The following is a 17,508-nucleotide window of genomic DNA, read 5'->3' on the forward strand; positions in this document are numbered from 1 at the left end:
TTTTGACGTAAAGAAATGTGTAACTTTTCATCAAATAAACTACCACATCCTTGTGGTAATTATCCATGAACTGGGAAAATGAGCCTCACTTTTGTGGGTAGTTTTATGTTCAGAATTATAAATATTAGGAGGTTAAAAAATGAAACGAGTATTATCTGGTATACAGTCAAGTGGGAAATTAACAATCGGAAATTATATTGGTGCTTTACAAAATTATGTTAAGTTACAGAATACACATGAATGTTTTTTTTCTATTGTAGACTTACACGCGATTACTGTGCCTCAAAAACCAGAAGATTTAAAAGAACAAACTGAAGCTGTAGCTGCATTATATTTTGCTTCAGGTGTAGATCCTGATAAGTCTAGTGTATTCGTTCAGTCTCATGTTCCTGCACATGCTGAATTAGGTTGGATCATGACAACATTATCTTATATGGGGGAATTTGAAAGAATGACTCAATTTAAAGATAAGGCTGGAAAGCAAGATTCAATAGGAGTAGGTTTGTTCACATATCCTGGTCTGATGGCTGCTGATATATTACTTTATAATGCTGATCTCGTACCTGTAGGAGATGATCAAAAGCAACATCTTGAACTAACAAGAGATTTAGCAAATCGTTTTAATCAACGTTTTGGTGAGTACTTGAAGATTCCAGAACCATATATTCCTGAAGTTGGTGCGAGAATCATGTCTTTAGATGATGGCTCAATTAAAATGAGTAAAAGTAATCCTAATTCAAATAGTTATATTGCGATGTTAGATGAACCCGATGTGTTACGTAAAAAAATCAAAAGGGCAACAACGGATTCTGGGAGAGATGTTTTATTTGATCCAGTAAATAAACCTGAAATTAGTAATTTAATGACGGTTTACTCCTATTGCTCTAACTTAAGTATAAAAGAAATCGAAAAGGAATACGAAGGAAAAGGATATGGTCCATTTAAAAAGGATTTAGCAGAACATGTTGTAGCTACTTTTGAGCCTATCCAACAACGTTATAAAGAGATTCGCTCCTCAGGTGAATTAAGTAAGTATTTAAAACAAGGTGCCGAACAGGCTACTGATGTAGCTAACGAAACTTTAAGGGAAATAAAGAAAAAAATGGGTTTTGTTTTACCAAATTAATGACTATCAATGATTATTCTTTTTTCTAATTTTTGCTTTTACCTTAAAACCCATTCCGACGGTTAAAAATGATAAAAATAAAAAAAGTAATGCCAATAGAGATTGTTGATAACTTAATGCGACACCTGTTAAAACCAAGAACAGTACACCAATAATAGAAAAAAGTAGGGCGGTTTTTTTACTCATAATATGACTCACCTTTCATGATATGAAAATAATATGAATAGTTTTTTTCAAATGTTAACATAATAGTGATACAAGCAGCTTGTAAAAACAACATAGATTTGAAAGGAGTGCTCATCAATGTCAAGATCTCGTAGCAGTAATCAACTAGTAGTACCTCAATCTACTGCAGCATTAAATCAATTAAAATTTGAAGTAGCACAGGAGTTAGGTATTCAGATTCCTCAAGACGGTTACTATGGTAACATGGCTACTCGTGATACAGGTACAATTGGTGGATACATGACACGTCACTTAGTACAAATTGCCGAGCAAACATTAGCAGGTAGACAACCTTAATAGTAAAATAAAAGTAACAAAAGCTCAAGGGATTAAATCCCTTGGGCTTTTTATGTTTTACACTTTGTATTTTGGGTATATTCACATTTCATGCAATCCAAGACGTTTGTTTAACTTATCTTCATTTAACCATCCTACATATGACCTAATTGGGGTATAATCTTTTTTCATTAGTAAAACACCCACAAATGGATATTGTTTTCGATGTCGATAACGTACATCAAACCATCGAACTTCAAATCCCCAAGCGTGTTGTATAATGTCTGAACATGCGTACTGAGAACTGAAATACAAAAAAGAAGCGATATCAGAATTCTTTTTTGAAATTTCAATGGCGGGATGTGTTTCACATTGTACTTTATCTATCCATTGTATATTTCCATTACTTTTTAACTCGCCTAGAATGTGAACATTATTTTTGTTTTTTTTAACGATGTTCCATTCAGATAGATGAATAGTTGGAATGAGCATGTAAGATTCATCTTTTTGATAGTGTTTGTCTTTTTTATAAAGGTTTTTTTGCAAAAAATAATGTACTGCGGTTCGCCAAATATAATATACAATTAAAAAGCCATATAATATTGGAAATAAAAATGTAGATTCACCGATATGGAATACCCAAAGGATTAGGGCAATGACATGAGAGAAAAATATAATGGGATCAAAAATATGGATAATATTCCAAGAAATCCATTTATCCGAGATAGGTCTTAATGCTTGTGTCCCATAAGTATTAAATAAATCTGAAAAAACATGTACACATACCGCTATGAAAACCCATAACAATACATGAAGAATGGGAGTGGGCTGAAAAATGAGAAAAATAAGCCCCGTGATCAAAAAAGTCCAAATGAAGAGAGCAGGTAATGAATGAGACAACCCTCTGTGATTTTTTATATAAGCACCATTACTTTTGAATCTATATAACCCATCAGCATCTGGGGCTTGTGAACCTAATACAGTTCCAACTAATACAGCTATAAATAAATTAGGATCATTTGAAACAGCAGGATCAATCGTTGCTAAACCAGCTAATCCTAAACCTACTACAAAATGAGTACCAGAATCCAATATGGCTCCCTCCTGTATAAGCAAAATATCTTCATCTTTATTCTTTATCTTTACTCTTTATCTTTATCCTGTTCCGTTACTAATAATCATGTACCCAAGATATTTAATTTATTTAGAGTGAAAAGACCCATTTATCAATATGATAAATGGGTCTTTTATGTTCTTACAGTATATGTTTTTTTATTAACCTTGTGCTCAATAAGTTGGAATATAATTTAATTCTTCATCGAAAGTAATATAATCTAAATTCACCATAAGCAGTAAGTATCTTTTTCCTGTGTCACGATCGCTAATCACAATGTGATCTCTACCAGCTGCTTCAAGCACTCCTTTAAACACTTTCGCATTCCACTCAGAGTTATTTTCATATGTCATATAAATCATTGCTTCTTTTCCTAAATTTAACCGTAAAATATTTTCAATATAAGAAACTTCCATTGGTAATTGACCTGGTGGTGTGAACTCCGACATAGCTGGTGCAGAACTTGCGAGAACTGAGCCGCTTGGAGCATATGGTCCTGACATAGATGCAGGCATAGATGCAGGCATAGATCCATGCATCATATTAGCGTACTGTGCAGGCATCGCCATTGGATTAGCGGCAGGCATCGCCATTGGATTAACGTGCGATGGCATCACATTAGAATACTGCTGAGCCATTGCGTTATAATTATTTCCATTCATTTGTTAAATCCTCCTTTAAAATATAAATATAAAATGATTACATGTTAGTACACACTCGGACAAACACTTTGTAGAGGTGTAAAAAAGCAATGAGCTTTATATCTCCCAGAATTATATTGGTCATACCATTGAGATGGACATGCACCTTCTGGTCTAAAAAACCATAAAGAATTCGTTGAAGGATGGAATCTTTCACCATTAATTACCCTTTGGGCTAAACGGATATCTTTATCCCTTGCTTTTTGGTAAAAGTATCCTTTTATCGTAGCTTCATATCCACCTGGTCTTTGAAACACCATTCGATTCATATTTCGAATATCTTTAAAATCTAAACAATCTGCTCTTATTCTGTTTACGCCAACATTTCCAACCATTAACATTCCTAATTCGCCTTCACCTTCTGCTTCAGCCCTCATTAATCTTGCTAATAACTTGACATCTTCACTATTTGCTTTAATGACCGCCATATGTTTATGTCCATCCTTTCAATAAGGTATATTAAAAAGGAATCGTCTTTTCATGTAAACAAACAATTCAATACATTAATATAATTATGGAATACTGCTTGACAACATGACAAATAAATTTGCGTCTAAAATATGAATAAAGAATCGATTTTGTTGTCAAATGGTTTGCAGACTGATATGATTAAAGATATGTTTTTTTACGCTCTAAGGAGGGTTATAGATAGGTGGGTAAACAGTTAGATGTGCAAGTGATGAATGAATCAATCTCTGATTCTGTAGACATAGAAAAAGTTTCTTGGAGAGATTTTGTTCAGCTAACAAAACCAGGAATCATTAGATCTAATCTTATTGCAGCATTTGGTGGGTTTTGGCTTGCATCACAATGGGATATCAATTGGTTCATTTTCGCTTATATGATGCTTGGAACAGCTTTGATCATGGCATCAGGTTGTGTTTTAAACAACTTTTTGGATAGAGATTTTGATGAGAAAATGGAGAGGACAAAAGGACGTTCCCTACCAGCAGGAAGAATTCATCCAAGAGTTGTGCTTTGGTATGGGATTGTTTTAGGCATTATAGGTCTATTAGTTCTATACTTTTTGGTTAATCCTATTTCAGCTTTATTAGGTTTTATTGGATTTTTTGTTTATGTTTTTGTTTATACAATGTGGTTAAAGAGAAGCTCTACATGGAGTACGTCTGTCGGAGGAATTTCTGGAGCAATGCCTCCTGTTTTAGGATATTGCGCAGTGACCAACGAAGTAGATCCTGGAGCTTGGTTACTTTTTGCCTTATTATTTTTATGGCAGCCACCACATTTTTGGGCGTTAGGTATTAGACGTAAAGAGGAATACAGAGCTGCTGGATTTCCATTGTTGCCTGTAGTAAAGGGAGTAAAAAGAACAAAAATTCAAATGCTGCCATATGTATTACTTTTAATACCTGTAAATATCATGTTTTATGTTTTTGGATACGTAGGAATGATCTATTTAATTGTCTCTATTTTATTAAGTATAATTTGGCTTATGTACTGCATAGCAGGATTTGTCACTAAAGATAATGATAAATGGGCAAGAAAAGTATTTCTCTTTTCGATTAATTACTTGATGATTAATTTCTTTGTGATGATTATAAATACTACAAGTTAGGTGAAAATATATGAATCGAAAAAAATGGTTGCAAATAACTTATTTTAGTGTGATGGGCATTTTAATCATTGGGATGTCAGCTTATTTAATATATAATTGGCTTCCAGAATCAAAGTCAGAAGTAAGTTTTATAACGGAAGAGAATACTAAAAAAGCCCCTCCATTTGAATTAGAAAATATTGATGGAAGTACCGTATCGCTAGAGGATACTGATGGAAAAGTAAGGTTAGTATATTTTTATTTTTCAACTTGTGTTGATGTTTGTCCACCAACAACTCACCTGCTTTCACAAGTGCAGGAGCGACTAAAGGAAGAAGGGGTATTTGGAAATGAAATGGCTATGTTTTCTATTACCTTTGATCCTGAAAGAGATACTCGTGAGAGGTTAATTGAATTCTCAAGCGTATATCATGCAGACCCATCAGGCTGGTATTTTTTACGTGGTGAAGAGCAGTATTCAAGAGATCTAGCTACAGAATACGGAATAAGTATAATGGAATTAGAAGGTGGAGATTTTGGTCATACAAATTTCTATGTTTTAATCGATAAAGAGGGGAATATTAAAAAATACCTTCCCATTAAAGATGATTTATCTGTAGAGGAAAATGTTGATTATATTGTAGAACATATAGAAGCATTATTATAATATTAAGTGTAATTAAATGAAAAACAGCCATTAGATAGTGGCTGTTTTTTTACATTTTAAGAATTAAAAAATGGTAATAGAGATTTTGTAATTAATTTAGTATGTATTCATGTAAATCAGATTTTTCAAGTTGGTTTATAATATGCTCATCAGGTGTACCTTCAACACCAGCATACCCTTTTTTGGTATATAAATGTTCCGCATCTGGAAACGCCTCTGTTAATGTTTTTCTAATTTTTTTACCTGCTATATCATTGTCAGTAAAAATAAAGATTTGTTTCTCAACAGTTTTCTGAACTAACTTTTCTAGCCGATGTGCGTTTAATGTTCCATTTGTACATAAAATCTCAATTTCTTCAGATAAAAACTTTTTTAAATGAATTCGATCATTAGTCCCTTCCACAATAATAACTGCGTCCATTATTTTATCCTCCTATAAAGGGTGATAAGGCTGAGCTTCATGTTTGAAGAAGATACATCACTTTTGTGGGTATAAAATAATGGGGCCCCCGAAAAGTAATAGGCATAGTCTTCAAAGCTTAACATCACTTTTTGGGGTTAAGAATACTTGTTGCTCACTCCAAGTCCATAATTTTTTAGAAAGTTCATTATCCTGTGCTATTTTTGAAACGAGAGATATTTTCTTTTTATAAAAATACTCACCTGTGGTATCTTTTACTTCATCACTAGTGGCGAGGTAAATGGCAGTAGATGCACCTTCTTCTGCAGATAGAAAAAATGGCTTCATTAATTTTATAAAATTTTTCCCAAATCCAGTTTTTCTATTCACACCTATGTTCGTTGCCACTGCACCTGGATGTAGAGCATTTACAGTAATATTTGTATTTTTAAGTTTATTTGAAAGTTCTTTTGTAAATAGGATATTCGCTAATTTAGATTGAGCATATCCTTTCATGAATCCGTATCGTTTAGTTAGGAAGGGATCTTGAAGATCAATCTTTCCTATTTTATGAGCTCCAGAAGAAACATTAATTATTCTTGCTTCTTCTGCATTTTTTAATCGCTCTAGTAGTAAATTCGTTAGTAAAAAATGACCTAGATGATTAATACCTAACTGCATTTCAAATCCATCACTTGTAAGCTCTCTTTTCAAAGACATGACACCCGCATTATTAATTAATATATCAAGTTTATTATATTTTTCCTTAAATTGAGCTACAAATGTATGAATGCTCTCTAATGAACCAAGATCACAAATCATCAACTCAATATTTTGAGAACCACTTTGTTGTTTTGCAGTATGGAGAGCTGTTTCTCCACGTTGTTTGTTTCTGCATAACATGATGACAGTTGCGCCTTTTTTTGCGATTTCAGTTGTAGTTGCTAAACCCATTCCTGAATTAGCACCCGTAATAATTGCGATTTTTCCATTCATTCTATTTTCCTCCCTTGCATTTTAATTTAAACATTTGAATTAAATATTACATTTAAGGATATACGACTTTCTATTTAAGGTAAATATAAAATTCACTTATTGTATGGTGATGATGGAAAGTTATACTTTCCTTTGAGTGAAGATGGTAAAACGATTAGGATAAGGTAACATGGAAAGTGAAATGAATAAAAAGATAAAAGCAAATAAGTAAGGTGATACAACCTCCCGTACCTGACCTGCAATAACAGGTCCTATAAAAGCCCCTAATGACATGGAAATTGCTAATATAGCAAAAATACGACCGTATTTTGAAACGTTAGACATATGGGTTAAATAAGTAGCCATTGCAGGATATATGATCCCTTTTGCCATACCAATTAAAAATAAGGAAATCGCTAAAGGGAATAATTGATGTAATGCCATATCAAAAAATATTAGCGCTAAGAATAAACATCCCGCTGCTGTTCTTAAAAATGGGGATAGTCGATTTAAAAATAACAAGCTTAACGTACATAATGCGCCGAGACTAACAATCGAAAATAAAAGTCCAGAAGCAAAAATGGAATTCCGTGATATCGGAATTAAAGGTAATTCAAAAAACAAAATGCCTTGTGAACAAGCTAAAGCAAGTGGGAGAGCATAAAATAGCCATGGTATTTTTTGATCTTCAGTTCCGAATAAGGTTTGTGGATGTGGGAGTTTTTTTTCTATGGAGGTTGATTTTATATTTTGTATTCCCCAAAATGCCAAAACCCCAGTGATGATGAGTATCCAACCTAAGAGATTAAATGCAACTGAATACCCAACTTTTGCAACTAATAATGCTCCAGCAGCTGGAGATACAATGGAAGCTAATGTATGGACGAGGCCATTTCCTGCCATTAATTTCCCTTGTTGGATTTGATCCTTTGCAATTTTTGCTAATAAAGAAAGGCAGGCAGGTGATAGAAAGGCTAATATGAATCCACTAATAGAACGAATCACTAATAACTGCCATGGATCTGTAACCGAGGACTGAATAATTAACAACCCTCCAGCAATGATTAAACTGAAAATAATAAAATATTTACTGCCATATCGATCCACGCCATAACCTGCTAAAATATTACCCGGGATATGTGTCAATGAATACATCCCCATAATTAAGCCGATAAATGAGGGGGCAGCTCCAAGAGATATTGCATAAGGAGACAAGATAGGAAATTGTGCATGTAAGTCAAAGAATGCAATGAACATAAAAAGATATAGCCAAATTGCTGTTTTCATCTAATCACCATCCAATAGAGATACTCTTAAAGAGGTTGTTCAAATATAGCTTGTTATTACTTGTACGTTACTTTTTAAAAAATATTCATACTGAGTGATTTGATTAAGGTTTTTTCTGTAATTGAACATGCGTTGATGGTTGATTTTTTGTATAATAGATATAGTTGTAATAAGCTGAGAGTAGAGACGGGAGTGTTAAGATGGATATAGAGAGTTGGATTATATTTGTCCAAGAAAAATGGTATATCATTCTTGCAGCAATTATTGTGTTATTTATTGTTATTAAACTAGTAAAAACATTAGTGAAATGGTTCATCGTTTTGGCGATTGTAGCTGTATTGATTTATTACGGTTCTAGCTATAGTGAAACACTTAAAACAGCGAGTGATCAGTTTTTAGAAATGATTTCAAAAGAAGAATTGATAGATCTGGCAATAAATGAAATTAAAGAATACATAGTAAACGAAGCTATGGATGGGGATTTTCTCATCGAAAATGAAGATGTAACCATAGAAGGAGATACGGATTCAGACTTCTTAACCATTACGTATGGTGGGGAAACCTATACGATAGAAATGAATGATGAAATTAGAAAATTGTTAGAAAACAAGAATTAAATAAGTTTATCTGGAGGAGAACAAATTGCAGACTTTTATTGATATGATCACAAATATTAACTACATTACATTGCTTATCGTGTCTGTAATTTTGATTTCCTTGATCCAAGGGATTAAGAGAGGTGTATCTAAGTCTGCCTTTCAATTGTCTCATGCTATCCAAGATATTGTCATCAATATGACTGCCGCCCTATTATCTTGGAAAACTACAAATTGGCTATCTCCTAAACTTCAAAGCTGGTTGATTTCGAAATCGATTCAAATTCCTTCTGAAGAACTGAATATGTTGGAAAAAGGGTATTATATTGTTCTCACCTCAATCAGAGACTTTACTTTTATACGCTTTATTTTCATCTTTTTAATAAGTTATTTATTGATACAATTTTTGATCATGATGTTGTTTAATTTGGTGTTTTTAAATCTATTAAGAGCGATGAAACTGATGAACGAAAGTAAACAAACAAAGGCAGAAATTCCACTACTCATCAGTCAATTATTCGGGGGTTTTATCGGTGTAATATTTGGTTTAGCTAAGGGTTTGACTGTCATTTTGATTTTGTTTATTTTTGTTACTTTATTTCCACAAACCCCCTTCACCTCATATATCCAATCCTCCATTTTATACCAAGGAGGTACTGAAAGAGTACTGCAACCGTTAAGTCAGAATTTTATAGAGACTACTCTACCGGTATTGGCTAAAGAAGCTGAAGATGAATACAAGGAAGTTCTACAGAGGAAATATGAGATTATTGACCATAACATTCCAGATAATATAGTGGAAGCTACACATATCATTGTAAAAGATTTAAACACGGATGAGGAAAAAGCTAAAGCTTTATATGATTGGGTTGGGACAAGAGTTCAATATAACTGGGAAAAAGTAAGGTTGTATGAGGAAGAAAATGTATGGATGGAACAAACACCTGAAGATACGTTTCTTTCAAAACAAGGGGTCTGCATAGATTATTCTAGATTATTTGCTGTGATGGCAAGGACGGCTGATTTGGATGTGAAAGTAGTTACTGGACTTGGATCTGATGGTCGCGGGGGGATGGGTGCTCATGCTTGGAATGAAGTATATTTATCTGAAACAGATGAATGGATTCCGTTAGACACCACCTGGGTATCATCTGGAGGAAATTGGTTTAATTCCAATGATTTTTATGAAACACATATAAAGGATGTTTAGCTATTCATTTTCAATTATAATAAAGGAATGGAAATTAACCGTACCGTATATTTAATTTGTGGTGAAATATTTGTGAAGAGGAGAAGAACATGAGCAGTTTAAATGACCCGAAGAAACGAGAATTGATTAAACGGAGAAATTTTGCATTTCGTTTAAATATTTTTTTCTTTGCTGTATTTATAATATTTTCAGTATTAATAGTTAGACTTGCTTTTATTCAGTTTGTCGAAGGAAGTGAGTATCAAGCATTAAAGAATAAAAATTCAGAAGTGACTAATCAAATTCCACCGATTAGGGGAAATATATATGATGTGAATGGTTATGCTATAGCCTATTCTACTTCAAGTCAATCTCTCTATTATGAACTTCCAACTAAACCAGACGAAGATGAAGTTATTGATTTAGCTAGCAGACTAGCTGACGTTTTTAAGCAATATGGAGCTGAAGAGTTATCTGAAAAATCTGCAGAAGAAATCGTTGATGATATGGATGTAGGTTTTGATATTCATAAAGAAGAAAAAACAATTATGAATTATAGTACTCGTCCTAGAAGGTTGAAAACAGACCTTACTAAGGAAGAAATCGCATATATATTAGAACATATTGAAGAATTCCCAGGAGTTAAAGTCGTCGAGGAGAGCGTTCGGAAATATAGTGAAGAAACCATTGCAGTTCAATTAGTAGGGTATTTAAAAAAGTTTAATTCAGCAAGTAACTTAACAGGGTATCTGGAGGAAAAGTATAATAATCAAAATGTATTAAGAGAATATTTAGATCAGGAATACGTAGGTTTTGATGGTTTGGAGTTTTTGTATCAGGAAAAGTTACGTGGAAAAAATGGAACGATGACCTATCCGATTAATGCTCTAGGAAGAATTATTGGAGATCCGGTTGTTGTACCTCCAGTTAAAGGAAATAATTTATATTTAACGATAGATAAAGATGTTCAGCTTGCCACAGAGCAGGCAATTTTAGATCAAATAGAGTATTTAAAAACGGATGAGAGTGCATTGTACAACAAAAGTGGTGTGAATGCGACAACGGGTTATGCTGTAGCCATGGAGGTGGACACTGGGAAAGTAGTAGCTATGGCTAGCATGCCTGATTATGACCCTAATATTTGGGAAGGTGGGGCATCCCAAAAAGAGTATGATAATAATGAACTCTTCCTTAGTAATGGAACCATAACTACCTCGTATTCTAATCATGAAGAAGCTGACGAAAGGAAAAAGCACCCAAGTTCGATTGTCCCTTTAGGATCAACGATCAAACCGTTAACGATCTTAATCGGTTTAAATGAAGGGTTAATTACTGAAAATACAACTTATAATGATAGTGGAATCTTCTATTTTGGAAATGATAATTCAAGAATTAGGAATGCACGAGGAAGAGGTAATGGTACAATTACCGCGTTTGATGCTATTAAATACTCTTCTAATACCTTTATGTCCGCCATGATCGGAGAACCTTTATCAAGACAAGGACAAGAGGGGCTAGATCTTTGGGATTCATACATGAAACAATTTGGTTTAGGTGTATCAACAGAAAGTGGATTACCTAAGGAATTATCTGGACTTATAAACTACACAGATTTAGAATCAACAGGAAGTATTTTATCCTCATTAGTACGAGCATCTTGGGGACAAGAAGCGAGTTATACGACACTTCAGCTTGCACAGTATGCTACGATGTTAGCAAATAAAGGAAAGAGATTACAGCCACAATTTGTAGATAAAATAACCACCTTTGATGCAGAAACAGTAGAGGAGTTTGAACCGATAGTATTAAATGAAGTAGAACTTCCTGATTCAGATTGGAATTTAATCCATAGTGCAATGACTCAGGTGAGTAAATCAGGATTTGATGATTTTCCATATGTCGTAGCTGCCAAAACGGGAACATCAGAGCAAGATGTTGCCAGACAAAGAGTTAATAATGCAGTATTTATAGCATTTGCACCTGTGGAAGATCCAAAACTAGCTGTTGCGGTTGTTGTACCAGAAGGTGGATATGGCTCATTCGGAGCGGGTCCTATAGCTAGAAAAATGTTCGATGCCTATTTTGGATTTGATGATGAAGCAGAAGAAGAGGCTGAAGTTGAAGAAGCTACTGCTAACTAAACATGAAGACGAAATCAATGATTGATTTCGTCTTTTTTTGTTTAAAGGAAATAAAAGAAAAAATAAATGTTGCACAAGTTCAACTTTTTTGTGTATAATAAAATTACTGAAATGGATATTCATCATTTTTTTTGTTTATTTTTTTGTGCTAGACCAACTTTTTTATAGTAAACCATTTTTTATGGTTAGACTAAAAATGGAATATTCATATATTTTTAATTTAAAAGTTTCCCTAAGGCAACATTTGCCGCAAATTTTATTTTATATAAAAAGGAGTTGATTTAAATGTCATCTGCGATTCAAGTGGAAGATTTATATGTTTCTTATCATGGAAATACAGCACTTAAGGATGTGTCTTTTTCTTTAGAAGCTGGGAATTTATTGGGGATTATTGGACCTAATGGAGCGGGTAAATCAACTTTAATTAAAGCCATACTTCAATTGATCCCTAGAGATAAAGGTCAGGTTACATTTCTGGAGAAAACAGTGAAGGAAATTCGCAAGCAAGTTGCTTATGTACCACAACGAAATGATATCGATTGGGATTTTCCAATTACCGTTTTAGAAACTGTGCTTTTAGGTACTTATCCTAAAATTGGAATGTTTAAAAGGCCGAAAAAAAATGATAAAGAATGGGCTTATGAATGTTTGAAGGAAGTAGGAATGGAGAAATTTTATAAACGTCAAATTGGTGAACTTTCAGGTGGACAGCAGCAAAGAGTTTTTCTTGCTAGAGCACTAGCTCAAAAAGCGGAGTTATTTTTCCTCGATGAACCGTTTGTCGGTGTGGATTTAGGCAGTGAAGAGACCATTATTAACATACTGAAAAATCTTAGTGACCAAGGTAAAACCGTTACGGTTGTACATCATGACTTAAGCAAAGCAGAAAGTTATTTTAACAAATTGTTATTAATTAACCAAGAACTGATCGGATTTGGATCTGTAAATGAAGTTTTTCGACCTGAAATTATGGAAAAAGCATATAAAGGTCAGTTTGCTTTTATGAAGGAGATTGGGGTGAGCGTTTAATGTTTGGCGAAATAATAAATTATGTGAACTATGTAATGGAGTATGAATACATGCAAAGGGCATTTCTTACCTCTGTTATCGTAGGGATCATATGCGGAGCCATCGGTTGTTTTATTATTTTACGAGGAATGGCTTTAATGGGGGATGCTATTTCCCATGCCGTATTACCAGGAGTTGCATTGTCCTATGTGTTAGGTATTAATTTCTTTTTTGGGGCGGTAGTCTCTGGTGTTTTAACAACGATTGGGATTGGATATATTAGTCAAAATAGTAGAATCAAAAATGATATTGCCATCGGAATTATGTTTACTTTTGCTTTTGCGATCGGGATTATCTGGGTTACATTATTGAAAAGCAGCACGGACTTATATCACATTTTATTCGGAAATTTATTAGTAGTTAGAACTTCTGAATTGTGGGCTACATTTGGTATCGGTGTATTTGTATTAGTGATGATTTATTTATTTTACAAAGAGCTTTTAGTTAGTTCGTTTGATCCAACAATGTCAGCTGCATACGGTTTACCGAATAAAATGATTCATTATTTATTAATGATTTTACTTACGATGGTGACAGTGGCATCTATTCAGACAGTAGGAATCGTGCTCGTTGTAGCGATGTTAATCACACCTGCAGCAACAGCGTATTTACTTACAGATCGATTATGGATCATGATTTATTTATCTTCAGGTTTTGGGGCGACTTCTTCTATTGTAGGATTGTTTTTTAGTAATAGATTTGACTTAGATTCAGGAGCAACCATTGTATTAACAGCAACAACGATGTTTTTAATCGCATTTATCTTCTCACCTAAACAAGGTGTTTTATGGAGAAGTATTAGATCTAAAAGCACCAAATCGTTAGCTAGAGGTTAAATTATATAAATACTTAGAGGTGATTTTGTTGAAAAAGATATTATTATTCAGTTCATTAACTTTGATTTTACTTATGGGTTTGGTAGGTTGCAGTACAGAGGAATCGGAAAATGGAACACAGGGAGATAAACTGCAGGTCGTTGCAACGTATTCTATTATTTATGATATTGTAAAAAATGTAGGTGGAGAACAAGTTGAAGTTCACAGTATGGTGCCTATTGGTGCCAATCCCCATGAATTTGATCCACTACCTTCTGATGTAGAAAAAACGGCGGATGCCGATGCAGTATTTTATAACGGGTTAAACCTTGAAGGTGGGAATTCATGGTTTGAAAAACTACTTGAAACAACTGATAAAGCAGGTGAAGATGCTCCTGTGTTCCGTTTGAGTGAAGGTGTAGAAGTGAAATACCTTACTACAGCAGGAAAAGAAAACGAATCTGATCCACATGCTTGGTTAGATGTTAGAAACGGGATCATTTACGCAGAAAATGCAAGAGATGCTCTGAAACAAATTGATCCAGATCATGCAGACATTTATGATGCAAATGCAGCGGCATACATTACACAATTAGAAGAGCTTCACCAACAAGCAGTTGATCGTTTTAATGAAATTCCAAAAGAAGATCGATTTTTAGTCACAAGTGAAGGAGCGTTCAAATATTTCAGTGCAGCATATGACTTTGATGCAGGGTATGTATGGGAAATTAATGCTGAGAATCAAGGAACACCTTCACAGGTCAGTGCCATTGTTGATTTAATTCGTGAAAAAGAAGTCCCTGTATTATTTCTAGAAACGAGTATTGATTCAAGATCAATGGAAACAGTATCAAATGAAACTGGAGTTCCGATCTTTGGTAAAGTATTTACAGATTCAGTGGGAAAACCAGGTGAAGATGGAGATACTTACGTCAAAATGATGGAATGGAATATTGATATGATTTATAACGGGGTTACTTCCGAATAAGAGAAGATGATTAGAAACCATCTATGATGAAAATCATAGGTGGTTTTTTGACGCTCATAGAATTCCAAAAGAAAGTGCATATGGACATGAAGAGGTGAATAAGAATAATGGAATACAAAGGATAGATAGAGGTTTGAGGTTCAAATCAATTCTTATATCGATAGAGGATGTGAATTCATGAAGGCAAGTGTGATTATGCCAGTTTATAATGTTAGAAACTTGTTGAAAGCTTGTCTATTAACATTTAAACACCAAGTACTAGAACATGAGGATAGTTTTGAAGTGATTGTAATAGATGATGGTTCAACGGATGGTACAGCTGAAGTCGTATCATCAATGGCTTTAAATTATGAATCGAAATATATATACATACCGAGAAGTGAACATTCCTCTAGATCAGCTGCAAGAAACAAAGGTATAGAGGCCGCAAATGGTGATGTCATTTTGTTTATTGATGGAGACCACCTTGTACCTCCCAATTATATAAATGAACATTTAAGGTTTCATAAAGCTTATGATAATTTTGCAATTATTGGTTTCCGTCAGTTTTTATCTGAAGGAGATACTCAAGTGGAAAAATTAGCAGAAGGGTTTTCTGAAGAAATGTATCCTCCTATAAAAAAGATAGATGAAAGATTTCAAATCATAGGTCAGTTTTCAGAGAACTTCAGTAATCTTTCATTTGCATGGTATTTATTTTGGACATGTAATACTTCAGTTAAAAGAAATATGGTTGAAAAAATTGGTGGTTTTGATGAAGATTTTATATATTGGGGACTTGAGGATAGCGAATTTGGGTATCGATTGTACAAGGAAGGGGTTAAATTTGCTTACAGTCGTGAATCTATCGTTTACCATCAACATCATGAAGCTGACGAAATGGATAAAATTTTAAAATGGAGCCAAAATTATGAGATTTTTAGAAATAAACATTCAGATATGGAAGTAAAGATGTTAGAAATAATGGACATTTATAAAAATGCAATAAATAAAATGAATACAATGTCATGGATTAATAAGTTTACCCTGTTAGAATATGCTATCAGAGCATGGAAAAAAGGGAGAACCCTTGATAACATTTCCCCAACTGTCCATCACTTAACTGGTGATTTAGAAGAATCAACTATTCAAAAAATATTGGAAGAAGCAGAGCATAAACCAATCCTTATCATGGATCATTCAAATGAAGAGATGTTAGATGTGAGAATACAGATGCATGAATCTAAATTTGATATAAAGTATTATAAAGGAAAAAGAAGAGTATGATTCTTCAATGTTGAAGTGAAGGGATTATACTATCATATTTGTTTTATCATGATCTCTTTAATTTGTTGAGGATGGTCCACTATATATTCTGGCTTTCCCTGTTCTAGCAGCCTCCTTGCATCGAACCCCCATGAAACACAGATAATTTTAATTTTTGCTTTTTTACATGCTTCAATATCTCTTATTTCGTCTCCAATATATATTACATTTTCTTTTTTGATTTTAAAATGGTTTAAATACTTATAAATTAGTCGATGTTTGCCAAAAACATTTGTTGAGCAAAAAACTTTGCTAATATGTTTAATCCTGTGCTTGGACAAGTATTGAATGATATTCTTTTTATCGTTTGTTGATATAATGCCAAGTTGATATCCTAACTTATGTAATTCCTTTATAACTTCTGGTACTCCATTCACAGTAGGGATTTTTAATATTCTTTGTTTATATTTTTTCCTTACCTCGTTGACAAGACTGGGTAGTTTCCACAATGGTACCTTAAGATACTTACTCCTTTGAGGTATGCTTAGAGAACTTAAGTATGGGATTTCATCCTTTTCAATAAGCTTATAATTATATTTTGCTGCAAGTTCATTATATATATCTATCGTTAGGCTCTTGGACTGTACAATCGTCCCATCAAAATCAAAAATGATATGTTTCATTTAAGTCCCTCCTAAGTAAGTATATGTTTATTCCAACTAATTAAAGAATATGTGACTATAAGTCATTATAAATGAATTCAGGAGAAAATAAATTAGATTCAAAAGGTTGGGGAATTGACGTTTCAAATGGTTTACATGTTTTGTTAATGAGATTAGATCGAGATTATGGGAAAATATCATTATGGGTTACTGAAAATGGTGTAGAGTTTCCAGATATCAATTCAAAAATAAAAAAATAAAAAAATAATGGACATAGCATTATTATTATCAACATTTAAATTCTTGTTATCTAGCAATTAAGGATAGGGAGAATTTACAAGGGTATTATGTTTGGTCACTTCTCGACACTTTATATCCTCATTTATAATCCCCGTTCTTTTATTTTCAATGGATCTAGATTAATTTTTAACTGCTAGATTATTTGGTTAAATTTATACAAATTCATCAAAATTCATCA

Annotated in this window: 20 protein-coding genes and 1 pseudogene; 13 read left to right on the forward strand and 8 right to left on the reverse strand. The window is 33.4% G+C overall.

The features are described from left to right. Window positions 1-139 precede the first annotated feature (139 nt). The gene (trpS, locus tag EPK97_RS18595) at window positions 140-1,126 is read left to right on the forward strand and encodes a tryptophan--tRNA ligase (RefSeq protein ID WP_162038134.1); all 987 of its coding nucleotides are present in this window, start codon (window positions 140-142) and stop codon (window positions 1,124-1,126) included. A 6-nt stretch (window positions 1,127-1,132) separates the two neighbouring features. On the opposite strand, the gene EPK97_RS18600 is transcribed toward trpS, so the two are convergent. After that, a complete protein-coding gene (locus EPK97_RS18600; RefSeq protein ID WP_162038135.1) occupies window positions 1,133-1,312 on the reverse strand; it encodes a DUF5325 family protein in 180 nt (59 codons plus the stop codon). A gap of 117 nt (window positions 1,313-1,429) precedes the next feature. Between EPK97_RS18600 and EPK97_RS18605 the strand changes: the two genes are divergently transcribed. Then, window positions 1,430-1,648 (forward strand): alpha/beta-type small acid-soluble spore protein, encoded by a 219-nt coding sequence (locus EPK97_RS18605; RefSeq protein ID WP_162038136.1) that lies wholly within the window; start codon window positions 1,430-1,432, stop codon window positions 1,646-1,648. Between the two features lie 81 nt (window positions 1,649-1,729). Here EPK97_RS18605 and EPK97_RS18610 read toward each other — a convergent pair whose 3' ends face one another. The 3 genes from EPK97_RS18610 to EPK97_RS18620 form a co-directional block, all read right to left on the reverse strand. Continuing rightward, window positions 1,730-2,719 carry a metal-dependent hydrolase gene (locus EPK97_RS18610; RefSeq protein WP_162038137.1) on the reverse strand — a complete coding sequence of 330 codons (990 nt, stop codon included), beginning with the start codon at window positions 2,717-2,719 and terminating at the stop codon, window positions 1,730-1,732. A gap of 195 nt (window positions 2,720-2,914) precedes the next feature. Then, window positions 2,915-3,379 (reverse strand): spore coat protein GerQ, encoded by a 465-nt coding sequence (gene gerQ, locus EPK97_RS18615; RefSeq protein ID WP_420826814.1) that lies wholly within the window; start codon window positions 3,377-3,379, stop codon window positions 2,915-2,917. Window positions 3,380-3,447: 68 nt separating this feature from the next. Next, entirely contained in the window at window positions 3,448-3,870 is a 423-nt protein-coding gene (locus EPK97_RS18620) for a cell wall hydrolase (protein ID WP_162038138.1), read from the reverse strand. Window positions 3,871-4,121: 251 nt separating this feature from the next. On the opposite strand from EPK97_RS18620, the gene cyoE reads away from it, so the two are divergent. Continuing rightward, window positions 4,122-5,018 (forward strand): heme o synthase, encoded by an 897-nt coding sequence (gene cyoE / locus EPK97_RS18625; RefSeq protein WP_162038193.1) that lies wholly within the window; start codon window positions 4,122-4,124, stop codon window positions 5,016-5,018. Window positions 5,019-5,028: 10 nt separating this feature from the next. After that, complete coding sequence (locus EPK97_RS18630) at window positions 5,029-5,664, forward strand: SCO family protein (RefSeq protein ID WP_162038139.1); 636 nt, start codon at window positions 5,029-5,031, stop codon at window positions 5,662-5,664. A gap of 91 nt (window positions 5,665-5,755) precedes the next feature. Here the strand turns inward: EPK97_RS18630 and EPK97_RS18635 are convergent, their stop codons facing one another. From EPK97_RS18635 to EPK97_RS18645, 3 genes are all read right to left on the reverse strand, one after another. Continuing rightward, window positions 5,756-6,085: a toprim domain-containing protein gene (locus EPK97_RS18635; RefSeq protein WP_162038140.1), complete on the reverse strand. Its 330-nt coding sequence runs from the start codon at window positions 6,083-6,085 to the stop codon at window positions 5,756-5,758. Window positions 6,086-6,196: 111 nt separating this feature from the next. Continuing rightward, window positions 6,197-7,060, reverse strand: a complete 864-nt coding sequence (locus EPK97_RS18640; protein WP_162038141.1) for an SDR family oxidoreductase — start codon at window positions 7,058-7,060, stop codon at window positions 6,197-6,199. A 120-nt stretch (window positions 7,061-7,180) separates the two neighbouring features. Next, complete coding sequence (locus EPK97_RS18645) at window positions 7,181-8,326, reverse strand: MFS transporter (RefSeq protein ID WP_162038142.1); 1,146 nt, start codon at window positions 8,324-8,326, stop codon at window positions 7,181-7,183. A 200-nt stretch (window positions 8,327-8,526) separates the two neighbouring features. Here EPK97_RS18645 and EPK97_RS18650 point away from each other — a divergent pair, with 200 nt between their 5' ends. From EPK97_RS18650 to EPK97_RS18680, 7 genes are all read left to right on the forward strand, one after another. Then, the gene (locus EPK97_RS18650; RefSeq protein ID WP_162038143.1) at window positions 8,527-8,943 is read left to right on the forward strand and encodes a hypothetical protein; all 417 of its coding nucleotides are present in this window, start codon (window positions 8,527-8,529) and stop codon (window positions 8,941-8,943) included. Between the two features lie 25 nt (window positions 8,944-8,968). Further along, complete coding sequence (locus tag EPK97_RS18655; RefSeq protein WP_240903886.1) at window positions 8,969-10,132, forward strand: transglutaminase domain-containing protein; 1,164 nt, start codon at window positions 8,969-8,971, stop codon at window positions 10,130-10,132. Window positions 10,133-10,221: 89 nt separating this feature from the next. Beyond that, window positions 10,222-12,252, forward strand: a complete 2,031-nt coding sequence (locus EPK97_RS18660) for a peptidoglycan D,D-transpeptidase FtsI family protein (protein ID WP_162038144.1) — start codon at window positions 10,222-10,224, stop codon at window positions 12,250-12,252. 285 nt (window positions 12,253-12,537) lie between these two features. Next, window positions 12,538-13,281 carry a metal ABC transporter ATP-binding protein gene (locus tag EPK97_RS18665; protein ID WP_162038145.1) on the forward strand — a complete coding sequence of 248 codons (744 nt, stop codon included), beginning with the start codon at window positions 12,538-12,540 and terminating at the stop codon, window positions 13,279-13,281. Next, entirely contained in the window at window positions 13,281-14,156 is an 876-nt protein-coding gene (locus EPK97_RS18670; RefSeq protein ID WP_170295574.1) for a metal ABC transporter permease, read from the forward strand. Before EPK97_RS18665 ends, EPK97_RS18670 begins: the two co-directional genes overlap by 1 nt. 28 nt (window positions 14,157-14,184) lie before the next feature. After that, window positions 14,185-15,123 (forward strand): metal ABC transporter substrate-binding protein, encoded by a 939-nt coding sequence (locus tag EPK97_RS18675; RefSeq protein ID WP_420826812.1) that lies wholly within the window; start codon window positions 14,185-14,187, stop codon window positions 15,121-15,123. Between the two features lie 177 nt (window positions 15,124-15,300). After that, window positions 15,301-16,389, forward strand: a complete 1,089-nt coding sequence (locus tag EPK97_RS18680) for a glycosyltransferase family 2 protein (RefSeq protein WP_162038146.1) — start codon at window positions 15,301-15,303, stop codon at window positions 16,387-16,389. Between the two features lie 32 nt (window positions 16,390-16,421). Here EPK97_RS18680 and EPK97_RS18685 read toward each other — a convergent pair whose 3' ends face one another. Next, window positions 16,422-17,051 carry an HAD-IA family hydrolase gene (locus EPK97_RS18685; protein ID WP_162038147.1) on the reverse strand — a complete coding sequence of 210 codons (630 nt, stop codon included), beginning with the start codon at window positions 17,049-17,051 and terminating at the stop codon, window positions 16,422-16,424. Between the two features lie 71 nt (window positions 17,052-17,122). Here EPK97_RS18685 and EPK97_RS22260 point away from each other — a divergent pair, with 71 nt between their 5' ends. Continuing rightward, a complete protein-coding gene (locus tag EPK97_RS22260; protein WP_162038148.1) occupies window positions 17,123-17,290 on the forward strand; it encodes a family 1 glycosylhydrolase in 168 nt (55 codons plus the stop codon). Between the two features lie 32 nt (window positions 17,291-17,322). Continuing rightward, a pseudogene (locus EPK97_RS22665) lies at window positions 17,323-17,418 on the forward strand (hypothetical protein); the annotation flags it as partial. Window positions 17,419-17,508: the final 90 nt, after the last annotated feature.

It is taken from the genome of Chengkuizengella sediminis, assembly GCF_010078385.1.
Classification (GTDB): domain Bacteria; phylum Bacillota; class Bacilli; order Paenibacillales; family KCTC-33759; genus Chengkuizengella; species Chengkuizengella sediminis.

Coding starts and splice junctions, on each gene's coding strand:
- gerQ (WP_420826814.1), bottom strand. CDS start 3,379: ATGGCTCAGCAGTATTCTAATGTGATGCCATCGCACGTTAATCCAATG.
- cyoE (WP_162038193.1), top strand. CDS start 4,122: ATGAATGAATCAATCTCTGATTCTGTAGACATAGAAAAAGTTTCTTGG.
- EPK97_RS18665 (WP_162038145.1), top strand. CDS start 12,538: ATGTCATCTGCGATTCAAGTGGAAGATTTATATGTTTCTTATCATGGA.
- EPK97_RS18645 (WP_162038142.1), bottom strand. CDS start 8,326: ATGAAAACAGCAATTTGGCTATATCTTTTTATGTTCATTGCATTCTTT.
- EPK97_RS18685 (WP_162038147.1), bottom strand. CDS start 17,051: ATGAAACATATCATTTTTGATTTTGATGGGACGATTGTACAGTCCAAG.
- EPK97_RS18635 (WP_162038140.1), bottom strand. CDS start 6,085: ATGGACGCAGTTATTATTGTGGAAGGGACTAATGATCGAATTCATTTA.
- EPK97_RS18680 (WP_162038146.1), top strand. CDS start 15,301: ATGAAGGCAAGTGTGATTATGCCAGTTTATAATGTTAGAAACTTGTTG.
- EPK97_RS22260 (WP_162038148.1), top strand. CDS start 17,123: ATGAATTCAGGAGAAAATAAATTAGATTCAAAAGGTTGGGGAATTGAC.
- EPK97_RS18600 (WP_162038135.1), bottom strand. CDS start 1,312: ATGAGTAAAAAAACCGCCCTACTTTTTTCTATTATTGGTGTACTGTTC.
- trpS (WP_162038134.1), top strand. CDS start 140: ATGAAACGAGTATTATCTGGTATACAGTCAAGTGGGAAATTAACAATC.
- EPK97_RS18620 (WP_162038138.1), bottom strand. CDS start 3,870: ATGGCGGTCATTAAAGCAAATAGTGAAGATGTCAAGTTATTAGCAAGA.
- EPK97_RS18650 (WP_162038143.1), top strand. CDS start 8,527: ATGGATATAGAGAGTTGGATTATATTTGTCCAAGAAAAATGGTATATC.
- EPK97_RS18670 (WP_170295574.1), top strand. CDS start 13,281: ATGTTTGGCGAAATAATAAATTATGTGAACTATGTAATGGAGTATGAA.
- EPK97_RS18605 (WP_162038136.1), top strand. CDS start 1,430: ATGTCAAGATCTCGTAGCAGTAATCAACTAGTAGTACCTCAATCTACT.
- EPK97_RS18640 (WP_162038141.1), bottom strand. CDS start 7,060: ATGAATGGAAAAATCGCAATTATTACGGGTGCTAATTCAGGAATGGGT.
- EPK97_RS18660 (WP_162038144.1), top strand. CDS start 10,222: ATGAGCAGTTTAAATGACCCGAAGAAACGAGAATTGATTAAACGGAGA.
- EPK97_RS18630 (WP_162038139.1), top strand. CDS start 5,029: ATGAATCGAAAAAAATGGTTGCAAATAACTTATTTTAGTGTGATGGGC.